We start from the raw sequence: 15808 nt of genomic DNA, 5'->3' as shown, positions 1-15808 counted from the left end.
CGATGCCCCAGGTGGACCCAGATTTGTTTGATCGTGGCCAGTTTCAGGCCGAACTGGCACTGAAGGCGAGCCCCATCGCCGCCTTCAAGAAAGCCATTCGTCAGGCTCGCGAGGTGCTGGACGAGCGTTTCAAATCGGGTCGTGAGATCCGTCGCCTGATCGAGGATCGCGCCTGGTTCGTCGATAATATCCTGCAACAGGCCTGGGAGCAGTTCGACTGGAGCGAAGACGCCGATATCGCCCTGCTGGCAGTTGGCGGGTACGGCCGCGGCGAGCTGCACCCCTATTCCGACATCGACCTGCTGATTTTGCTGGACAGTGCAGACCACGAAGTTTTCCGCGATTCGATTGAGCGTTTTCTGACGCTGCTGTGGGACATCGGACTTGAGGTGGGGCAGAGCGTTCGCTCGGTCGACGAGTGCGCCACCGAGGCACGTGCTGATCTGACCGTCATCACCAACCTCATGGAAAGCCGCACCATCGCCGGCCCCGAACACCTGCGCCAGCGCATGCTGGAAGTCACCAGCACTCGCCAGATGTGGCCGAGCAAGGAGTTTTTTCTCGCCAAACGTGCCGAGCAGAAAACCCGTCACCACAAGTATTTCGACACCGAGTACAACCTCGAACCCAATGTCAAAGGCTCCCCCGGCGGGTTGCGAGACATCCAGACCATCCTCTGGGTCGCACGACGCCAGTACGGCACGCTGAATCTGCACGCCCTCGCCGATCAGGGCTTCCTGCTGGAAAGCGAAAACGCGTTGCTCGCGTCGTCCCAGGAATTTCTGTGGAAGGTTCGCTATGCGCTGCACATGCTGGCGGGCCGCTCCGAAGACCGCCTGTTATTCGATTATCAGACCAGCATCGCACGCCTGCTGGGCTATCAGGACAGTGACGCGAAACTGGCCATCGAACGCTTCATGCAGAAGTACTATCGCGTGGTCATGAGCATCGCCCAGTTGAGCGACCTGATCATTCAGCACTTCGAGGAAGTGATTCTTTCCAACGACCAGAACACCGTCACCGAATCGATCAACTCACGCTTTCAGCTGCATGACGGCTACATCGAAGCCACAAACCCCAACGTCTTCAAACGCACGCCTTTCGCGATGCTCGAAATATTCGTGCTGATGGCGCAGCATCCGGAAATCAAGGGAGTGCGCGCAGATACGATTCGGCTGCTGCGTGAACACCGGCACCTCATCAACGACGATTTCCGCAACGATATTCGTAACACCAGCCTGTTCATCGAGCTGTTCAAATGCGAAATCGGCATCCACCGCAACCTGCGTCGGATGAACCGTTACGGCATTCTTGGCCTGTACTTGCCGGAGTTCGGTCATATCGTCGGGCAGATGCAACATGACCTGTTCCACATCTATACGGTCGATGCCCACACCCTGAACCTGATCAAGCATCTACGTAAGCTGCAGTACACGCAGGTGTCCGAAAAATTCCCGCTGGCCAGCAAGCTCATGGCCAAGCTACCCAAGCCCGAGCTGATTTATCTGGCAGGCCTGTACCACGACATTGGCAAAGGTCGTGGCGGCGATCATTCGGAACTGGGGGCAGTCGATGCCGAAGCCTTCGGTATACGCCACCACCTCCCTCAGTGGGATACCCAACTCATTGTCTGGCTGGTGCAGAACCATCTGGTGATGTCCACAACAGCCCAGCGCAAGGACCTGTCCGACCCGCAGGTCATCCACGATTTCGCCCAGTTCGTCGGCGACGAAGTACATCTTGATTACCTGTATGTGCTGACCATCGCCGACATCAATGCCACCAACCCCACGCTCTGGAACTCCTGGCGCGCGAGCCTGTTGCGCCAGCTATACACCGAGACCAAACGCGCGCTGAAACGTGGGTTGGAAAACCCGGTTGATCGCAAAGAACAGATCCGCAGCACGCAGAGCGCCGCCCTGGATATTCTGGTGCGCAGCGGCACCGACCCGGACGACGTCGAACAGCTGTGGTCGCAACTGGGCGACGACTATTTCCTGCGGCACACGGCAGGCGACGTGGCGTGGCACAGCGATGCGATCCTGCAGCAACCGGCTGATGGCGGCCCGCTGGTGTTGATCAAGGAAACCACCCAACGCGAGTTCGAAGGCGGCACGCAGATTTTCATCTACGCACCGGACCAGCACGATTTCTTTGCGGTGACGGTTGCCGCAATGGACCAACTGAACCTGAACATTCATGACGCCCGGGTCATTACCTCTACCAGCCAGTTCACCCTCGACACCTATATCGTGCTGGACAACGATGGTGGCTCGATTGGCGACAACCCTGAACGGATCAAAGCGATTCGCGATGGGCTGACCGAGGCGCTGAGAAACCCTGACGACTATCCGACGATCATCAAGCGTCGAGTACCACGTCAGCTGAAACACTTTGCCTTTGCGCCGGTAGTGACAATTTCCAACGATGCGCAGCGCCCGGTGACCGTTCTGGAGCTGAGCGCTCCTGACCGCCCCGGCCTGCTGGCGCGAGTCGGCAAGATTTTCCTGGAGTTCGACCTGTCATTGCAGAACGCCAAGATCGCGACCCTCGGCGAGCGCGTAGAGGACGTGTTTTTCCTCACTGACGAAAACAACCAGCCGCTGTCGGATCCGCAGCTGTGTAGCCGTTTGCGAGACGCGATTGTCCAGCAGCTCAGCGTCAATCCGGAGCCGAGCAGCGAACTGCGAATCAGCATCTGATACCCGATCAAACGACCTGAACATTCGATTCAAGGCGCCAGCCCCAAGGGACGGCGCCCCCGTTTCTTGAGACCGATTGCCCATGAACAACGCCCTGCAACAGCTTCAGCCCTACCCGTTCGAAAAACTTCGAGCCCTGCTCGGCAGCGTCACGCCGAACCCGGACAAGCGCCCGATCGCCCTTTCCATCGGCGAGCCCAAGCACAAGTCTCCGGAGTTCGTCGCCAAAGCACTGGCCGACAACCTCGACCAGATGGCGGTCTACCCGACCACGGCGGGCATTCCTGCCCTGCGCGAAGCCATCGCCAAATGGTGCGAGCGTCGGTTCAGTGTTCCTGAAGGCTGGCTGGATGCGAGCAAACACGTGCTGCCGGTCAATGGCACCCGGGAGGCGCTTTTCGCTTTCACCCAAACGGTGGTCAACCGCAGCGACGACGGCTTGGTCATCAGCCCGAATCCGTTCTATCAGATCTACGAAGGCGCGGCATTCCTTGCCGGGGCCAAGCCGCACTACCTGCCGTGCCTTGCAGAACATGGTTTCAATCCGGATTTCGATGCAGTGCCTGCCGACATCTGGAAGCGTTGCCAGATTCTGTTTCTGTGCTCGCCGGGCAACCCGACCGGGGCGCTGATCCCGGTCGAAACCCTGAAGAAGCTCATCGCGCTGGCAGACGAGCACGACTTCGTCATCGCTGCCGACGAGTGCTACAGCGAGCTGTACTTCGACGAGGACACTCCGCCACCAGGCCTGCTCAGCGCCTGCGCCGAACTGGGCCGCAAAGACTTCAAACGCTGCGTGGTCTTCCACAGCCTGTCCAAGCGCTCCAATTTGCCGGGCCTGCGCTCGGGCTTCGTCGCGGGCGACGCCGAGATCCTCAAGGCATTCCTGCTCTACCGCACCTACCACGGTTGCGCGATGCCGATTCAAACTCAACTGGCGAGTATCGCGGCCTGGAACGACGAGGAACACGTGCGCGCCAACCGTGACCTGTACCGTGAGAAATTCGACGCTGTGCTGGACATTCTTTCTCCAGTGATGGACATACAGCACCCTGATGGCGGTTTCTATCTGTGGCCGAACGTCGGTTGCGACGATGCGCAGTTCTGCCGCGACCTGTTCGTGGCCGAGCACGTAACGGTCGTACCGGGTTCCTACCTGTCCCGCGACGTAGACGGTTTCAACCCTGGCGCAGGACGTGTGCGCATGGCGCTGGTCGCGCCATTGGCTGAGTGCATCGAGGCCGCAGAGCGGATCAGGGATTTCGTGAAACACCATTGACCGTTTCGGTCTGTTTGCTGCACCCGAAAGGCTGCCTGGAAGTTCAGGCGGCCTTTTTTATTGAAGATCGCTCAGCTCGAATAATTATTTACACACATCGTCCTCACCAGAACCGGGAAACTGCAAACCGACCCTCAGAGGTCTTCAAATTTTTAGCCCTTAGTGGCAAGGAAGCTCGGACATGGACAGTCTATTGACACGAAACTCACTGCGACTCGCCGCCAAAGCCGCAGGTATCAGCCCGTCAGCAACGACTACTCGAACCAAACGCTCTGTCGGCTATCCCCCAAAGTTCTGGCCGAACGCAACCACCCTGCTCATCGCCTTCATTGACGAATTGGAGCAACAGCATAAAGAAAAGATTGTCGAGGCAATCAATCAATGGCAGCCGTATGTGAATCTGCGGTTTGAGTTTGTGGATGGAAGAGAAGGCCACCCTGGCTATCTCAAAGGAGACATACGAATCCTGACAAACTTCAGCCAGAACTACTCTGTATTCGGAACCGATGCCAAACAAAACGACCCATGGGATGCCACCATGGTCCTGGGCATCAAGCCGTCCGATCCGAAATTCGTCAGCACGGTACTCCACGAGTTCGGTCACGCCTTGGGCGCCGAGCACGAGCATCAGCACCCTGAAGCAGACATACCGTGGGACCTGCCCAAGGTCTACGAATACTACACAGCCAAGGGGCATTCCAAAGACGTTATCGACGAAAGCGTGCTACGCAGGGTTTCAGCCGACGCCGTACTCATGCTGCCTTACGACCGCCACTCAATCATGCATTACCCCGTCGACAACGCGCTGACGATCGGCGACTGGGCAGTAGGCGACAATCTTACGTTGAGCGATAAGGACAAGGAATTCATGCGCAGGGCGTACCCTCGGGAATGAGGGACTCATCACGCCAACCCACAAAGCGCCAATCAGCCTGAATCCCGTCGCGGAATAAACTGCCCTTAGCGGAACGAGCAATATTTAATTACCGCTTCTCTCACAAACGGTCCAGATAACCTTCGTGGCTTAAAGGCACCCCATGATTTCATGGGGCGCTCACACGAAAAGGATATCGACTGTGAAAACCTCGCTTCACTCCTGCAACGCCAGCCATCACCCTGACCTGCAAGCAGCATTCGACGCAGCTATCAAGGAAAATCCCGCCAACGCAGCGATAACGCCCAGCTATTTGACTGAGCATCAAGAGCCGTCCGACCGCGCTCCGCGCATCGTCACCTCGTTCACCAAATACTGGGCCCGCGGACGAAGGCTGAGGATACGTTTCATCACCCCGACTCCCCCCTATCTACAGCAGATCTTCTTTGACACCGCCTGTGGCTGGCTCGCCCATGCCAACCTGAAGTTCGAACTGGTCACTAGCGGTGATGCCGAGATTCGCATCACCCTCAACCAGACATTCCACTGGAGCGCGGTGGGCACAGACATTCTGCTGGCCTACAACCACCAGAACCTGCCGACCATGGGCTTTGACCTCACTCGCCTGATCGACACCCAGAAGCTGGTCAAGCAGCAGGGACGATCCCTCGCATCATTCAATCTACGCGACTTCCTGGCACCCGACTTCGAACGCATCGTGCTGCATGAGTTTGGTCATGCCCTTGGCGCTGAGCACGAGCACCAACATCCGCATGCGAACATTCCGTGGAACGAACAGAAGGTAATCAAGGAGTATGCGGCAGGCGGCCAAAGCGAGGCGTTTGTGCGCCAGAACATTCTCAACCGTTATGAGGCTGCGGATTACTCATATTCCGAGTACGACCCGGACTCGGTCATGCACTACAACGTGCCTCAGAAGCTCACTGTCGGCGACTTCAAGATAGACAACACAGGGAAAACTCTTAGCACCAAGGACAAGGAGTTCATGGGCACGATCTATGGCGACCGTCCGAACTCGCGCAAGCCGTTTGGTTGATCGAGCAACTGCGCCGCCCGGTTTTCTTGCGCAGCCAGGTCATTCCCGGAAAGCTATGACCTTCACATTGCACAACGTCACCATGCGAGTGCAGTAGATATCTAGTGCACATGATCGAAGCGCCCCACTTAGCATGAAGCCTCATAGGGCATATTCCTTGCCCGGTTCACAGACAGGAAAACAATCATGGACGATTTCTTCTGCAATATCGGACTTGGAAAAAAGCGGTCGAATGACCCGACGCGCAAAAAGCGCAGCCTGGTGGATACCTCGGCTCTCTGGAGGCAAGGTCAGACTTTGAAAATCGCTTTCATTGAGGAGGACATCGATCCACAACTCAAGCAGGGAATCATTGACGGGATTATGGATTGGCAGCCCTACATCAATTTGCGGCTTGTCATCGTCGATTTCGCGAACGACCCAGGACATATCCGAATAAGCACAGTAATCGACAACCTAGGAAAGGGCTGGTCTGCCCTAGGAACGGATGCTTTAGAGATTGAGCCCACCAACGCGACGCTGAACATTGGAGTTGCACTTGAACACGAAGACTTTCTGCGAGCTGTCAGACATGAGTTTGGTCACGCTCTAGGTCTGGAGCATGAGCACCAACACCCCCTAGCTAACATCCCATGGGACGAGCCAAAGGTCTACGATCACTACAGGCCGAAATTTGCAGGCTTTCGCGACGAACTTAGAAAAGACAATCTTACCGAAGAAGAAATCGATCAATATATCGAAGAAATGATATATGAGTCCGTGCTGGCTAAAATGCCTTATGAGGGATACGCGGGAAACCGTTATGACAGAGAGTCCGTCATGCATTACGATTTTCCGAACGAACTGACAATTGGCGACTGGAAGATCGGCAAAAATACGGAAATAAGCGAAGGGGATAAAGAAATGATCCGCCTGCTATACCCAAACGTACTGCCGAGCCCATCTCGAAGCTGAAGCACTGAACGCTCTTACTTCACCACGCCCAGATTGGCCTCGTTGAGATCCAGCTCTGCCAACACGATTCTCAGCACGTCATCGCCGATCAGGCGGTGACGATGTAGGCTGTACAGCTCAAGCCGCTGGGCACGAAGGGCGTTGATGCGCATGCGCTTCTCCAGTTGATCCATCTGAAACGCCAGCGCCTGGGCTTCGGCGGTATCGTTGAAGATCTCCAGGCGGTGGCGGTACTCGGACATGATCCGCGACTTCACTTCGGTGGCGAGGACTGCCTGGGCTGCATCGGCTTCGCCTGTAGCGCCTGGTATTTGCTCGTTCTCCAGCGTCTGAATCGCTGCCTGAGCCGTACGTTTCCAGGCATCCCGGACTTCGCGTTTCAGGCGCAGGTCTGGCTCGCTGACCAGCCCGCGCAACAACAGCGGCAGGCAGACGCTCGCCGACACCAGCGACAGCAAAATCACACCGGCAGCAATGAAGATCAGCAGATCACGCTCGGGAAATTCGACCCCTGCGGCAATCAACATCGGCACCGACAAGGTACCTGCCAGCGTGACCGCTCCGCGCACGCCCCCTACGGTCAGCAGCAGCGAGGAACGCGCCGACAACTCAAGCGAGCCATCACCCCGACCGCGCCAGCGTCGCACCTGCACCATCAAACGCCAGACGCTGCGCACCCAGACATAACGCAGCACCGCCAACACGACGAAAATTGCCAGCACATCGAGGCAACGCCAGAGCAAGGTCGGCCAAAGCGTCACTTCATGATGAGTGACAGCGGTAATGATGTCGGGGAGTTGCAAACCCAGCAGGAGAAAGATCAGCCCGTTGAAGGCGAATTCCAGCAGCGTCCAGACACTTCGATTGAGCAATCGAGTACTGGTCTGGCGCGGCAGCAGATCCACCCAACTCTGCATCATCCCCGCCGCCACCGCCGAAAGAATGCCCGAAACTTCCAGCCGTTCCGCCAGAACGTAGGCCGCAAACGGCAGGAGCAGCATGAACACCACATGCGTCGCCGGGTCGTCCCAGCCGCGAGTGATCATCCAGCTGCGAAAGCGGCCTACCAACCAGCTCAGGACAACGCCCACAGCCAAGCCACCACAAGCGACCAGAACAAACGTCAGGCTGGCGTCCGTCAGCGAGAACACACCGGTAATCGCAGCCGCCAGGGCAAATTTGAAGGTCACCAGACCGGAAGCGTCGTTCATCAAAGCTTCGCCCTGAAGCATGCGCATGATCGGCGCAGGCAGGCGGTCTTGCGCGATAGCTGAAACCGCCACGGCGTCCGTAGGAGAAAGAACTGCCGCGAGGGCGAAGGCTACGGGCAAAGGGATGGAGGGCAGCAACCAGTGGATGAAATAACCCGCGCCGATGACCGTGAAGATCACCAGCCCCACTGCCATGGTCAGGATCGGCCCGCGATAACGCCAGAGGTCGCGCTTGGGCATGCGCCAGCCATCGGAGAACAGCAAAGGAGGCAAAAACAGGAAGAGAAACAGCTCGGGGTCCAGCGCCACATGAAGCCCCAGAGTTGGCCATGCGAGCAAGGCGCCAGCGGCGATCTGTACCAGGGGCAGCGGTAACGGGATCAGCCGGGCCAGCAAACGCGAGACACCTACCAGCGTCAACAAGATAAGGACGGTATAGGCTGTCTGCATTGCGTATTTCCCCGAGCGAGCGACGTGTGACTGACACCTGGAGCAGACCCGGGCGCAGCGTCGAAGTGCCATATTAGCGGTTTAAGCTATCGCCTCGTGGTAATACATAGGTCTTACCCGACGCGAAACACCTGCAAAGACTGACAAAGCATCGGCAGGCCGCGCCCTAGCAGTTTGTACGTGGCATAATCCGTCACCGTTTTTCCAAGCATCTCCAAAAGGGGGCAAGCTCATGGCAGATAAAAAGTTGCACCTGTACGGGATCAAGGCGTGCGACACCATGAAAAAGGCTCGCACCTGGCTCGATGAAAAACCGGCGAGCTACGATTTCCACGACTATAAAACCCAGGGCATCGACCGCGAACACCTGACCCAGTGGTGCAACGAGCACGGCTGGCAGACAGTGTTGAATCGCGCCGGCACGACCTTTCGCAAGCTGGACGAGGCGCAGAAAGCCGACCTCGACCAGGACAAGGCAATCGAACTGATGCTCGCCCAACCGTCGATGATCAAGCGCCCCGTGCTGGATCTTGGCGGCAAAACCCTGATTGGCTTCAAACCCGAACTGTACGCAGCGGCTATCGCCTGATTGAGATAGCCATTTAAAGTTAAAGAGGTATTAGCATGTCCACTTCCCTGTTCAGCCTGGCCTTCGGCGTCGGCACTCAAAACCGTCAAGGCACCTGGCTGGAAGTTTTCTACGCCCTGCCATTGCTCAACCCCTGCGCTGAAATCGTCGCCGCCGTCGCGCCGATCCTGGGTTATACCGAGGGCAATCAGGCCATCGCCTTCAATACCGATCTGGCCTCGAAACTGGCAGAAGCGTTGAAGTCGGTCGACGCTGCACAAGCCGCCCTGCTGACCCGTCTGGCCGAGAGCCACAAGCCTCTGGTCGCCACTGTGTTGGCCGAAGACGCTGCATTGACCTCTACGCCTGAGGCCTACCTCAAGCTGCACCTGCTGTCCCATCGTCTGGTCAAGCCGCACGGCCTGAGCCTGGCGGGTGTGTTCCCGCTGCTGCCGAACGTGGCGTGGACCAGCCAGGGCGCGATCGACCTGGGCGAACTGGCCCAGCGTCAACTGGAAGCGCGCCTCAAAGGCGAGCTGCTGGAAGTCTTCTCGGTCGACAAATTCCCGAAAATGACCGACTACGTGGTACCGGCTGGCGTGCGTATTGCCGATACCTCTCGCGTACGTCTGGGCGCTTACATCGGCGAAGGCACCACCGTGATGCACGAAGGTTTCGTCAACTTCAACGGCGGCACCGAAGGCCCGGGCATGATCGAAGGCCGTGTATCGGCGGGCGTATTCGTCGGCAAGGGTTCTGACCTGGGCGGCGGCTGCTCGACCATGGGCACCCTGTCGGGCGGCGGCAACATCGTGATCAGCGTCGGCGAAGGCTGCCTGATCGGCGCGAACGCCGGTATCGGCTTTCCGCTGGGCGACCGCAATACTGTCGAAGCCGGCCTGTACATCACCGCAGGCACCAAGGTCGCACTGCTGGATGACAAGAACGAACTGGTCAAGGTCCTCAAGGCCCGCGATCTGGCGGGCCAGCCAGACCTGCTGTTCCGTCGCAACTCGCAGACCGGCGCAGTGGAGTGCAAATCCCACAAGTCGGCCATCGAGCTGAACGAAGCGCTGCACGCTCACAATTGATCGATGCCGCGTAAGGATTCGGGCCCCTCTCATGGGGCTCGAACCCTCTTCACAGAGCCCTGACGTATGTCCCTCATTTCTCCCTGGCGCGCTGACTTCCCTGCCCTCGACGCCCTTGAACGGCAAGGCCAGATCTATCTGGACAGCGCCGCCACCGCACAAAAACCTCAAGCCCTGATCGACGCTCTGGCGCATTACTACGCCAATGGCGCCGCCAATGTGCATCGTGCCCAGCACCTGCCCGGCGCCATGGCCACGCAGGCATTCGAAGACACCCGCCATAAAGTGGCCGAATGGCTCCACGCGGACTCTTGCGGACAGGTCGTGTTCACACACGGCGCGACTTCGGCGTTCAACCTGTTGGCGTACGGGCTTGAACATCTGTTCCAGCCGGGCGACGAGATTGTCATCAGCGCACTGGAACATCACGCCAATCTGTTGCCATGGCAGCAACTGGCAGCCCGTCGCTACCTCAAACTGGTTGTACTTGCGCTGACCCCGGACGGCGTTATCGACGTTGACGCCGCGGCCCACTTGATCACCGCCCGCACGCGCCTACTAGCGGTCAGCCAGCTGTCCAACGTACTCGGCACCTGGCAGCCGGTGGGTCAACTGGTCGCGCTGGCAAAAGCTCAGGGCGCATTGACCGTCATTGATGGCGCCCAGGGTGTGGTCCACGGCCGTCACGACGTGCAGGCGCTGGGTTGTGACTTTTACGTGTTCTCCAGCCACAAGCTGTACGGCCCCGATGGCGTCGGCGTGGTGTTCGGCCGCCATCAGGCGCTCGCACAACTGCGGCATTGGCAGTTCGGCGGCGAGATGGTGCTTCAGGCTGGCTATCACGAGGCAACGTTTCGCCCGGCCCCCTTGGGTTTCGAAGCCGGTACGCCGCCAGTTTCAGGGGTGATCGGCCTGGGCGCGACGCTCGACTACCTGAACGATGTCAATCAGGTCGCGGCTGCTGAACACGAAGCCCGCTTGCACGAATTGCTGTGTGCCGGGCTGATGCTGCGCGAAGGCGTGCAACTGGTCGGCAGGCCGCAGGTAGCCCTGGCGAGTTTCGTCGTCGAGGGCGTGCATAACGCGGACCTTGCGCACCTGCTGACCGAACAGGGGATCGCCGTTCGCGCAGGCCATCACTGTGCGATTCCACTGATCAGCAGCCTGGGCTTGTCTGGCGCCATTCGCGTATCGCTAGGCCTCTACAACGATTCCGAGGATTTGCAGCGTTTTTTCAACGCGCTGGATCAGGCATTGGAGTTGCTGCGATGAGCCTGCCAAGCGACGCACAAACCGCCTTGGACACGTTCGATGCCTCGCTTGGCTGGGAACAACGGGCCCGCCTGCTGATGCAGTGGGGCGAGCGCCTGCCATCGGTGGCCGACGACGAAAAGGTCGACGAACATTTGGTGGACGGCTGCGAAAGCAAGGTCTGGTTGCTGGGCAATCTGGAGGAAGGGCGCTGGCAGTTTCGAGCGGCCAGTGATGCTCGCTTGATTCGTGGCCTGGTGGCGCTGCTGCTGGCACGGGTCAACGGTTTGTCGACCCAGGAGCTACAACAGGTCGACCTGCCGGATTGGTTCAATCAACTGGGATTGAGTCGCCAGCTCTCGCCTTCGCGCAGCAACGGGCTGAATGCCGTGCTGCAGAAGATGCGCGGTATGGCAGACAGCTGAATTCCATGTAGCAGTCTTGCTGACCGGCGGCAGGAATCCTGAATAATCCTCGCCGGCAAGCTGGACTGATACAGAGTCAGCAACACCGAATCAGGGTTGCACGGGCTCTTTGGCCTTGGCCTTGTCCGAAGGGCGACGCATGCCGGCAACGATCTTGTCCACCGCCTTGGTGGCAGCGACCATGCCGAATGTCGCAGTCACCATCATCACCGCGCCAAACCCGCCGGCACAGTCGAGTTTCACGCCATCACCCACGAAGCTTTTCTGCAGGCAGATGCTTCCGTCCGGTTTCGGGTAGCGCAGTTGCTCGGTGGAGAACACACACGGCACGCTGTAGTGACGGGTAACGGTGCGGGAGAATCCGTAATCGCGGCGCAAGGTCGAACGTACTTTTGAGGCCAGCGGGTCGTTGTATGTACGGTTGAGATCACAGACCTGAATCAGCGTCGGGTCGATCTGCCCTCCCGCTCCGCCGGTGGTGATGATCTGGATTTTGCGGCGCTTGCACCAGGCGATCAGCGCCGCTTTGGCGTTTACGCTGTCGATGCAGTCGAGCACACAGTCGATGTCAGGGATGATGTATTCGGCCATGGTTTCGCGGGTGACGAAATCGGCGACGGCATGGACCACGCAATCCGGGTTGATCTCCCGCAGACGATCAGCCATGACGTCGACCTTCGAGCGACCGACGGTGCTGGTCAGCGCATGCAACTGACGATTGCTGTTGCTGACGCAGACGTCGTCCAGATCGAACAGCGAAATTTCGCCCACGCCGCAACGGGCCATGGCCTCCGCCGCCCAAGAACCCACGCCGCCGATACCGACCACCGCCACATGGGCCGCGCGCAGCCGCTGCAGGCCTTCGATGCCATACAGCCGGGCGACGCCAGCAAACCGCGGATCTTCTGTGCTCATGACCATTACCCCAAAAAACCGGCGCGCATTATAGGCCGTGCCTGAGTTTGGGACAGCAGTTGGTTGCAGGTGTTTGGTCAGAAATCCCGGCGACCCGATGTTCACATGCGCACGCCCCGTAGTACTCCGGCTTGCCGACGGTAAAATCTTACAGAGGTCCTTGCTCACGGATTACGGCGAAACGGACTACATTTTTTTCGGAATAGAACTTCAATCTTTGTAGGTTGCCAAAGCTCGTGCTGGCTGACGTCTGTCAGCTTCTCCCCGTTCCCCGCTTGGAACCTGAAGTACCTATGCCATCGCGTAAATTTGGACTCAACCTGGTTGTCGTCGTGGCAATTGCCGCGCTGTTCACCGGCTTCTGGGCGCTGATCAACCGTCCAGTCACCACTCCCAACTGGCCCGAACAAATCTCTGGATTTTCCTACTCCCCTTTCCGCCTGGGCCAAAACCCACAGAAGGACCAGTACCCGTCCGACGACGAAATGCGTCAGGACCTGGAGCTGATGAGCAAGGAAACTGACAACATCCGCATCTACTCGGTGGATGGCAGCCTCAAAGACATCCCCAAACTGGCCGAGGAATTCGGCTTGCGCGTCACGCTCGGCATCTGGATCAGCCCGGACCTTGAGCGTAACGAGCGGGAAATCAACACCGCCATCGAGTTGGCAAACACAACGCGCAGCGTGGTTCGCGTCGTAGTGGGTAACGAGGCGCTGTTTCGTGAAGAGATCAAACCCAAGGATTTGATCGCCATTCTTGATCGCGTCCGCGCCGCGGTGAAAGTGCCGGTGACCACTTCCGAGCAATGGCACATTTGGGAGAAATACCCCGAACTGGGCAAACACGTCGACCTAATTGCCGCGCACATCCTGCCCTACTGGGAACACATCCCGATGGACAAGGCCGGGCAGTTCGTCTTCGACCGAGCGCGGGAACTGAAACGCATGTTCCCGAAAAAGCCGCTGCTGTTGTCGGAGGTAGGCTGGCCGAGCAACGGCCACATGCGCGGTGGTGCCGATGCGACCCAGGCGGATCAGGCGATCTACCTGCGCACGCTGGTCAACAAGCTTAATCGCCAGGGCTTCAACTATTTTGTGATCGAGGCCTTCGACCAGCCGTGGAAGGCCAGTGACGAAGGCTCAGTGGGCGCGTATTGGGGCGTGTTCAACGCCGCCCGGCAGCAGAAATTCAATTTCGAAGGGCCCGTTGTCGCGATTCCGCAATGGCGCGTGCTGGCCATTGGCTCTGCGGTATTGGCGATGCTCGCCCTTGCCCTGCTGCTGATCGACGGCTCGGCCCTGCGTCAACGTGGGCGTACCTTTCTGACCTTCATCGCGTTTCTTTGCGGTTCGGTGCTGGTGTGGATCGGCTACGACTACAGCCAGCAATACAGCACCTGGTTCAGCCTGCTCGTAGGATTTTTGCTGGCATTGGGTGCCTTCGGGGTATTTATCGTACTGCTGACTGAGGCCCATGAACTCGCCGAAGCGGTCTGGACTCACAAGCGGCGTCGTGAATTCCTGCCGGTTGAAGCAGACACTGCCTACCGACCGAAAGTCTCGGTGCATGTGCCCTGCTACAACGAGCCACCGGAGATGGTCAAACAGACCCTCAACGCGCTGGCCGCACTGGATTACCCGGACTTCGAAGTGTTGCTGATCGACAACAACACCAAGGACCCGGCCGTGTGGGAACCGGTCAAGGCCCACTGTGAAACGCTCGGCGAACGCTTCAAGTTCTTCCACGTCGCGCCATTGGCGGGCTTCAAGGGTGGCGCGCTGAATTATCTGATTCCGCACACTGCGCCGGACGCCGAGGTCATTGCGGTGATCGACTCGGATTACTGCGTAGACCGCAACTGGCTCAAGCACATGGTCCCGCACTTCGCCGACCCGAAAATCGCAGTGGTGCAATCGCCGCAGGACTATCGCGACCAACAGGAAAGCGCGTTCAAGAAGCTCTGCTACTCCGAATACAAAGGCTTCTTCCACATCGGTATGGTCACCCGCAACGACCGCGACGCGATCATTCAGCACGGCACCATGACCATGACCCGCCGCTCGGTTCTGGAGGAACTCGGCTGGGCCGACTGGTGCATCTGTGAGGACGCCGAGCTGGGTCTGCGGGTGTTCGAGAAAGGCTATTCCGCCGCCTACGCCCATAACAGCTTCGGCAAGGGCTTGATGCCCGATACGTTCATCGACTTCAAAAAGCAGCGTTTCCGCTGGGCCTATGGTGCGATTCAAATTATCAAGCGGCATGCCGCCAGCCTGTTGCGCGGCAAGGACACCGAACTGACCCGCGGCCAGCGTTACCACTTCCTCGCGGGCTGGTTGCCGTGGGTGGCCGACGGCATGAACATCTTCTTCACCTTCGGCGCCTTGCTCTGGTCGTCGGCGATGATCATCGTGCCCAACCGGGTCGATCCGCCGCTGCTGATCTTCGCGATCCCGCCGCTTGCGCTGTTCTTCTTCAAAGTGGGCAAGATCATCTTCCTTTACCGCCGCGCTGTAGGCGTGAACCTCAAGGACGCGTTCTATGCCGCACTGGCGGGACTGGCGCTGTCGCACACCATCGCTAAAGCTGTGCTGTACGGTTTTTTCACCAGCAGCATCCCGTTCTTCCGCACACCTAAAAACGCCGACAGCCATGGCCTGCTGGTGGCGATTTCCGAGGCTCGCGAAGAGCTGTTCATCATGCTGCTGTTGTGGGGCGCCGCGCTGGGGATCTGCCTGGTACAAGGCTTGCCGAGCAATGACATGCGCTTCTGGGTGACCATGCTGCTGGTGCAGTCGCTGCCGTATCTGGCCGCGCTGATCATGGCGTTTCTGTCGTCGCTGCCCAAGCCGAATCTGGCTGAACAGGAAGCTACCGCCTGACCCGCCACACCCTCACCGGCATGCCGTGCCGGTGAGGGTGTCACTCATTCATTCGCGATAACAGTGCGCCTTTTGGCTTCGAACAAATATGGCGAACCCTCCACGACCGCAGGCCCATGTCGCTAGGCTTCAGTAATCGAACTTCGCCA

12 protein-coding genes are annotated in these 15808 nt (G+C 58.6%); 10 read left to right on the top strand and 2 right to left on the bottom strand.

Annotation, left to right across the window (positions count from 1 at the left end; all coding sequences use genetic code 11):
• Positions 1-2: 2 nt before the first annotated feature.
• The 5 genes from BWR59_RS12005 to BWR59_RS11985 all read left to right on the top strand — a co-directional run bounded on the left by BWR59_RS12005 (position 3) and on the right by BWR59_RS11985 (position 6866).
• Complete coding sequence (locus BWR59_RS12005; RefSeq protein ID WP_081565849.1) at positions 3-2702, top strand: [protein-PII] uridylyltransferase; 2700 nt, start codon at positions 3-5, stop codon at positions 2700-2702.
• A gap of 82 nt (positions 2703-2784) precedes the next feature.
• Positions 2785-3981, top strand: a complete 1197-nt coding sequence (dapC, locus tag BWR59_RS12000; protein WP_081565848.1) for a succinyldiaminopimelate transaminase — start codon at positions 2785-2787, stop codon at positions 3979-3981.
• 181 nt (positions 3982-4162) lie between these two features.
• A complete protein-coding gene (locus BWR59_RS11995; protein ID WP_081565847.1) occupies positions 4163-4876 on the top strand; it encodes a M12 family metallopeptidase in 714 nt (237 codons plus the stop codon).
• A gap of 181 nt (positions 4877-5057) precedes the next feature.
• Positions 5058-5912, top strand: coding sequence for a M12 family metallopeptidase (locus BWR59_RS11990; RefSeq protein WP_230981996.1), 855 nt, complete (start codon positions 5058-5060; stop codon positions 5910-5912).
• 186 nt (positions 5913-6098) lie between these two features.
• A complete protein-coding gene (locus tag BWR59_RS11985) occupies positions 6099-6866 on the top strand; it encodes a hypothetical protein (protein ID WP_081565845.1) in 768 nt (255 codons plus the stop codon).
• Positions 6867-6880: 14 nt separating this feature from the next.
• On the opposite strand, the gene BWR59_RS11980 is transcribed toward BWR59_RS11985, so the two are convergent.
• Entirely contained in the window at positions 6881-8527 is a 1647-nt protein-coding gene (locus BWR59_RS11980; protein WP_081565844.1) for a Na+/H+ antiporter, read from the bottom strand.
• 232 nt (positions 8528-8759) lie between these two features.
• Here BWR59_RS11980 and BWR59_RS11975 point away from each other — a divergent pair, with 232 nt between their 5' ends.
• From BWR59_RS11975 to BWR59_RS11960, 4 genes are all read left to right on the top strand, one after another.
• The gene (locus tag BWR59_RS11975; RefSeq protein WP_081565843.1) at positions 8760-9116 is read left to right on the top strand and encodes an ArsC family reductase; all 357 of its coding nucleotides are present in this window, start codon (positions 8760-8762) and stop codon (positions 9114-9116) included.
• 35 nt (positions 9117-9151) lie between these two features.
• Positions 9152-10186 (top strand): 2,3,4,5-tetrahydropyridine-2,6-dicarboxylate N-succinyltransferase, encoded by a 1035-nt coding sequence (dapD, locus tag BWR59_RS11970; protein ID WP_081565842.1) that lies wholly within the window; start codon positions 9152-9154, stop codon positions 10184-10186.
• Between the two features lie 66 nt (positions 10187-10252).
• A complete protein-coding gene (locus BWR59_RS11965; RefSeq protein ID WP_081565841.1) occupies positions 10253-11458 on the top strand; it encodes a cysteine desulfurase in 1206 nt (401 codons plus the stop codon).
• Positions 11455-11862, top strand: a complete 408-nt coding sequence (locus BWR59_RS11960; RefSeq protein ID WP_081565840.1) for a SufE family protein — start codon at positions 11455-11457, stop codon at positions 11860-11862. Before BWR59_RS11965 ends, BWR59_RS11960 begins: the two co-directional genes overlap by 4 nt.
• A gap of 90 nt (positions 11863-11952) precedes the next feature.
• Here the strand turns inward: BWR59_RS11960 and tcdA are convergent, their stop codons facing one another.
• Positions 11953-12777: a tRNA cyclic N6-threonylcarbamoyladenosine(37) synthase TcdA gene (gene tcdA / locus BWR59_RS11955; RefSeq protein WP_081566032.1), complete on the bottom strand. Its 825-nt coding sequence runs from the start codon at positions 12775-12777 to the stop codon at positions 11953-11955.
• A gap of 293 nt (positions 12778-13070) precedes the next feature.
• On the opposite strand from tcdA, the gene BWR59_RS11950 reads away from it, so the two are divergent.
• The gene (locus BWR59_RS11950; protein ID WP_081565839.1) at positions 13071-15659 is read left to right on the top strand and encodes a glycosyltransferase; all 2589 of its coding nucleotides are present in this window, start codon (positions 13071-13073) and stop codon (positions 15657-15659) included.
• The last annotated feature ends 149 nt before the right edge of the window (positions 15660-15808 follow it).

Source organism: Pseudomonas sp. Bc-h (assembly GCF_002080045.1).
Taxonomy (GTDB): Bacteria; Pseudomonadota; Gammaproteobacteria; order Pseudomonadales; family Pseudomonadaceae; genus Aquipseudomonas.
This window is presented reverse-complemented; position numbering and strand designations above follow the sequence as displayed.

What these genes read in the sequence shown, in the direction of transcription:
- BWR59_RS12005 (WP_081565849.1), top strand. Translation starts at nt 3, where the DNA reads ATGCCCCAGGTGGACCCAGATTTGTTTGATCGTGGCCAGTTTCAGGCC.
- dapC (WP_081565848.1), top strand. Translation starts at nt 2,785, where the DNA reads ATGAACAACGCCCTGCAACAGCTTCAGCCCTACCCGTTCGAAAAACTT.
- BWR59_RS11995 (WP_081565847.1), top strand. Translation starts at nt 4,163, where the DNA reads ATGGACAGTCTATTGACACGAAACTCACTGCGACTCGCCGCCAAAGCC.
- BWR59_RS11985 (WP_081565845.1), top strand. Translation starts at nt 6,099, where the DNA reads ATGGACGATTTCTTCTGCAATATCGGACTTGGAAAAAAGCGGTCGAAT.
- BWR59_RS11980 (WP_081565844.1), bottom strand. Translation starts at nt 8,527, where the DNA reads ATGCAGACAGCCTATACCGTCCTTATCTTGTTGACGCTGGTAGGTGTC.
- BWR59_RS11975 (WP_081565843.1), top strand. Translation starts at nt 8,760, where the DNA reads ATGGCAGATAAAAAGTTGCACCTGTACGGGATCAAGGCGTGCGACACC.
- dapD (WP_081565842.1), top strand. Translation starts at nt 9,152, where the DNA reads ATGTCCACTTCCCTGTTCAGCCTGGCCTTCGGCGTCGGCACTCAAAAC.
- BWR59_RS11965 (WP_081565841.1), top strand. Translation starts at nt 10,253, where the DNA reads ATGTCCCTCATTTCTCCCTGGCGCGCTGACTTCCCTGCCCTCGACGCC.
- BWR59_RS11960 (WP_081565840.1), top strand. Translation starts at nt 11,455, where the DNA reads ATGAGCCTGCCAAGCGACGCACAAACCGCCTTGGACACGTTCGATGCC.
- tcdA (WP_081566032.1), bottom strand. Translation starts at nt 12,777, where the DNA reads ATGAGCACAGAAGATCCGCGGTTTGCTGGCGTCGCCCGGCTGTATGGC.
- BWR59_RS11950 (WP_081565839.1), top strand. Translation starts at nt 13,071, where the DNA reads ATGCCATCGCGTAAATTTGGACTCAACCTGGTTGTCGTCGTGGCAATT.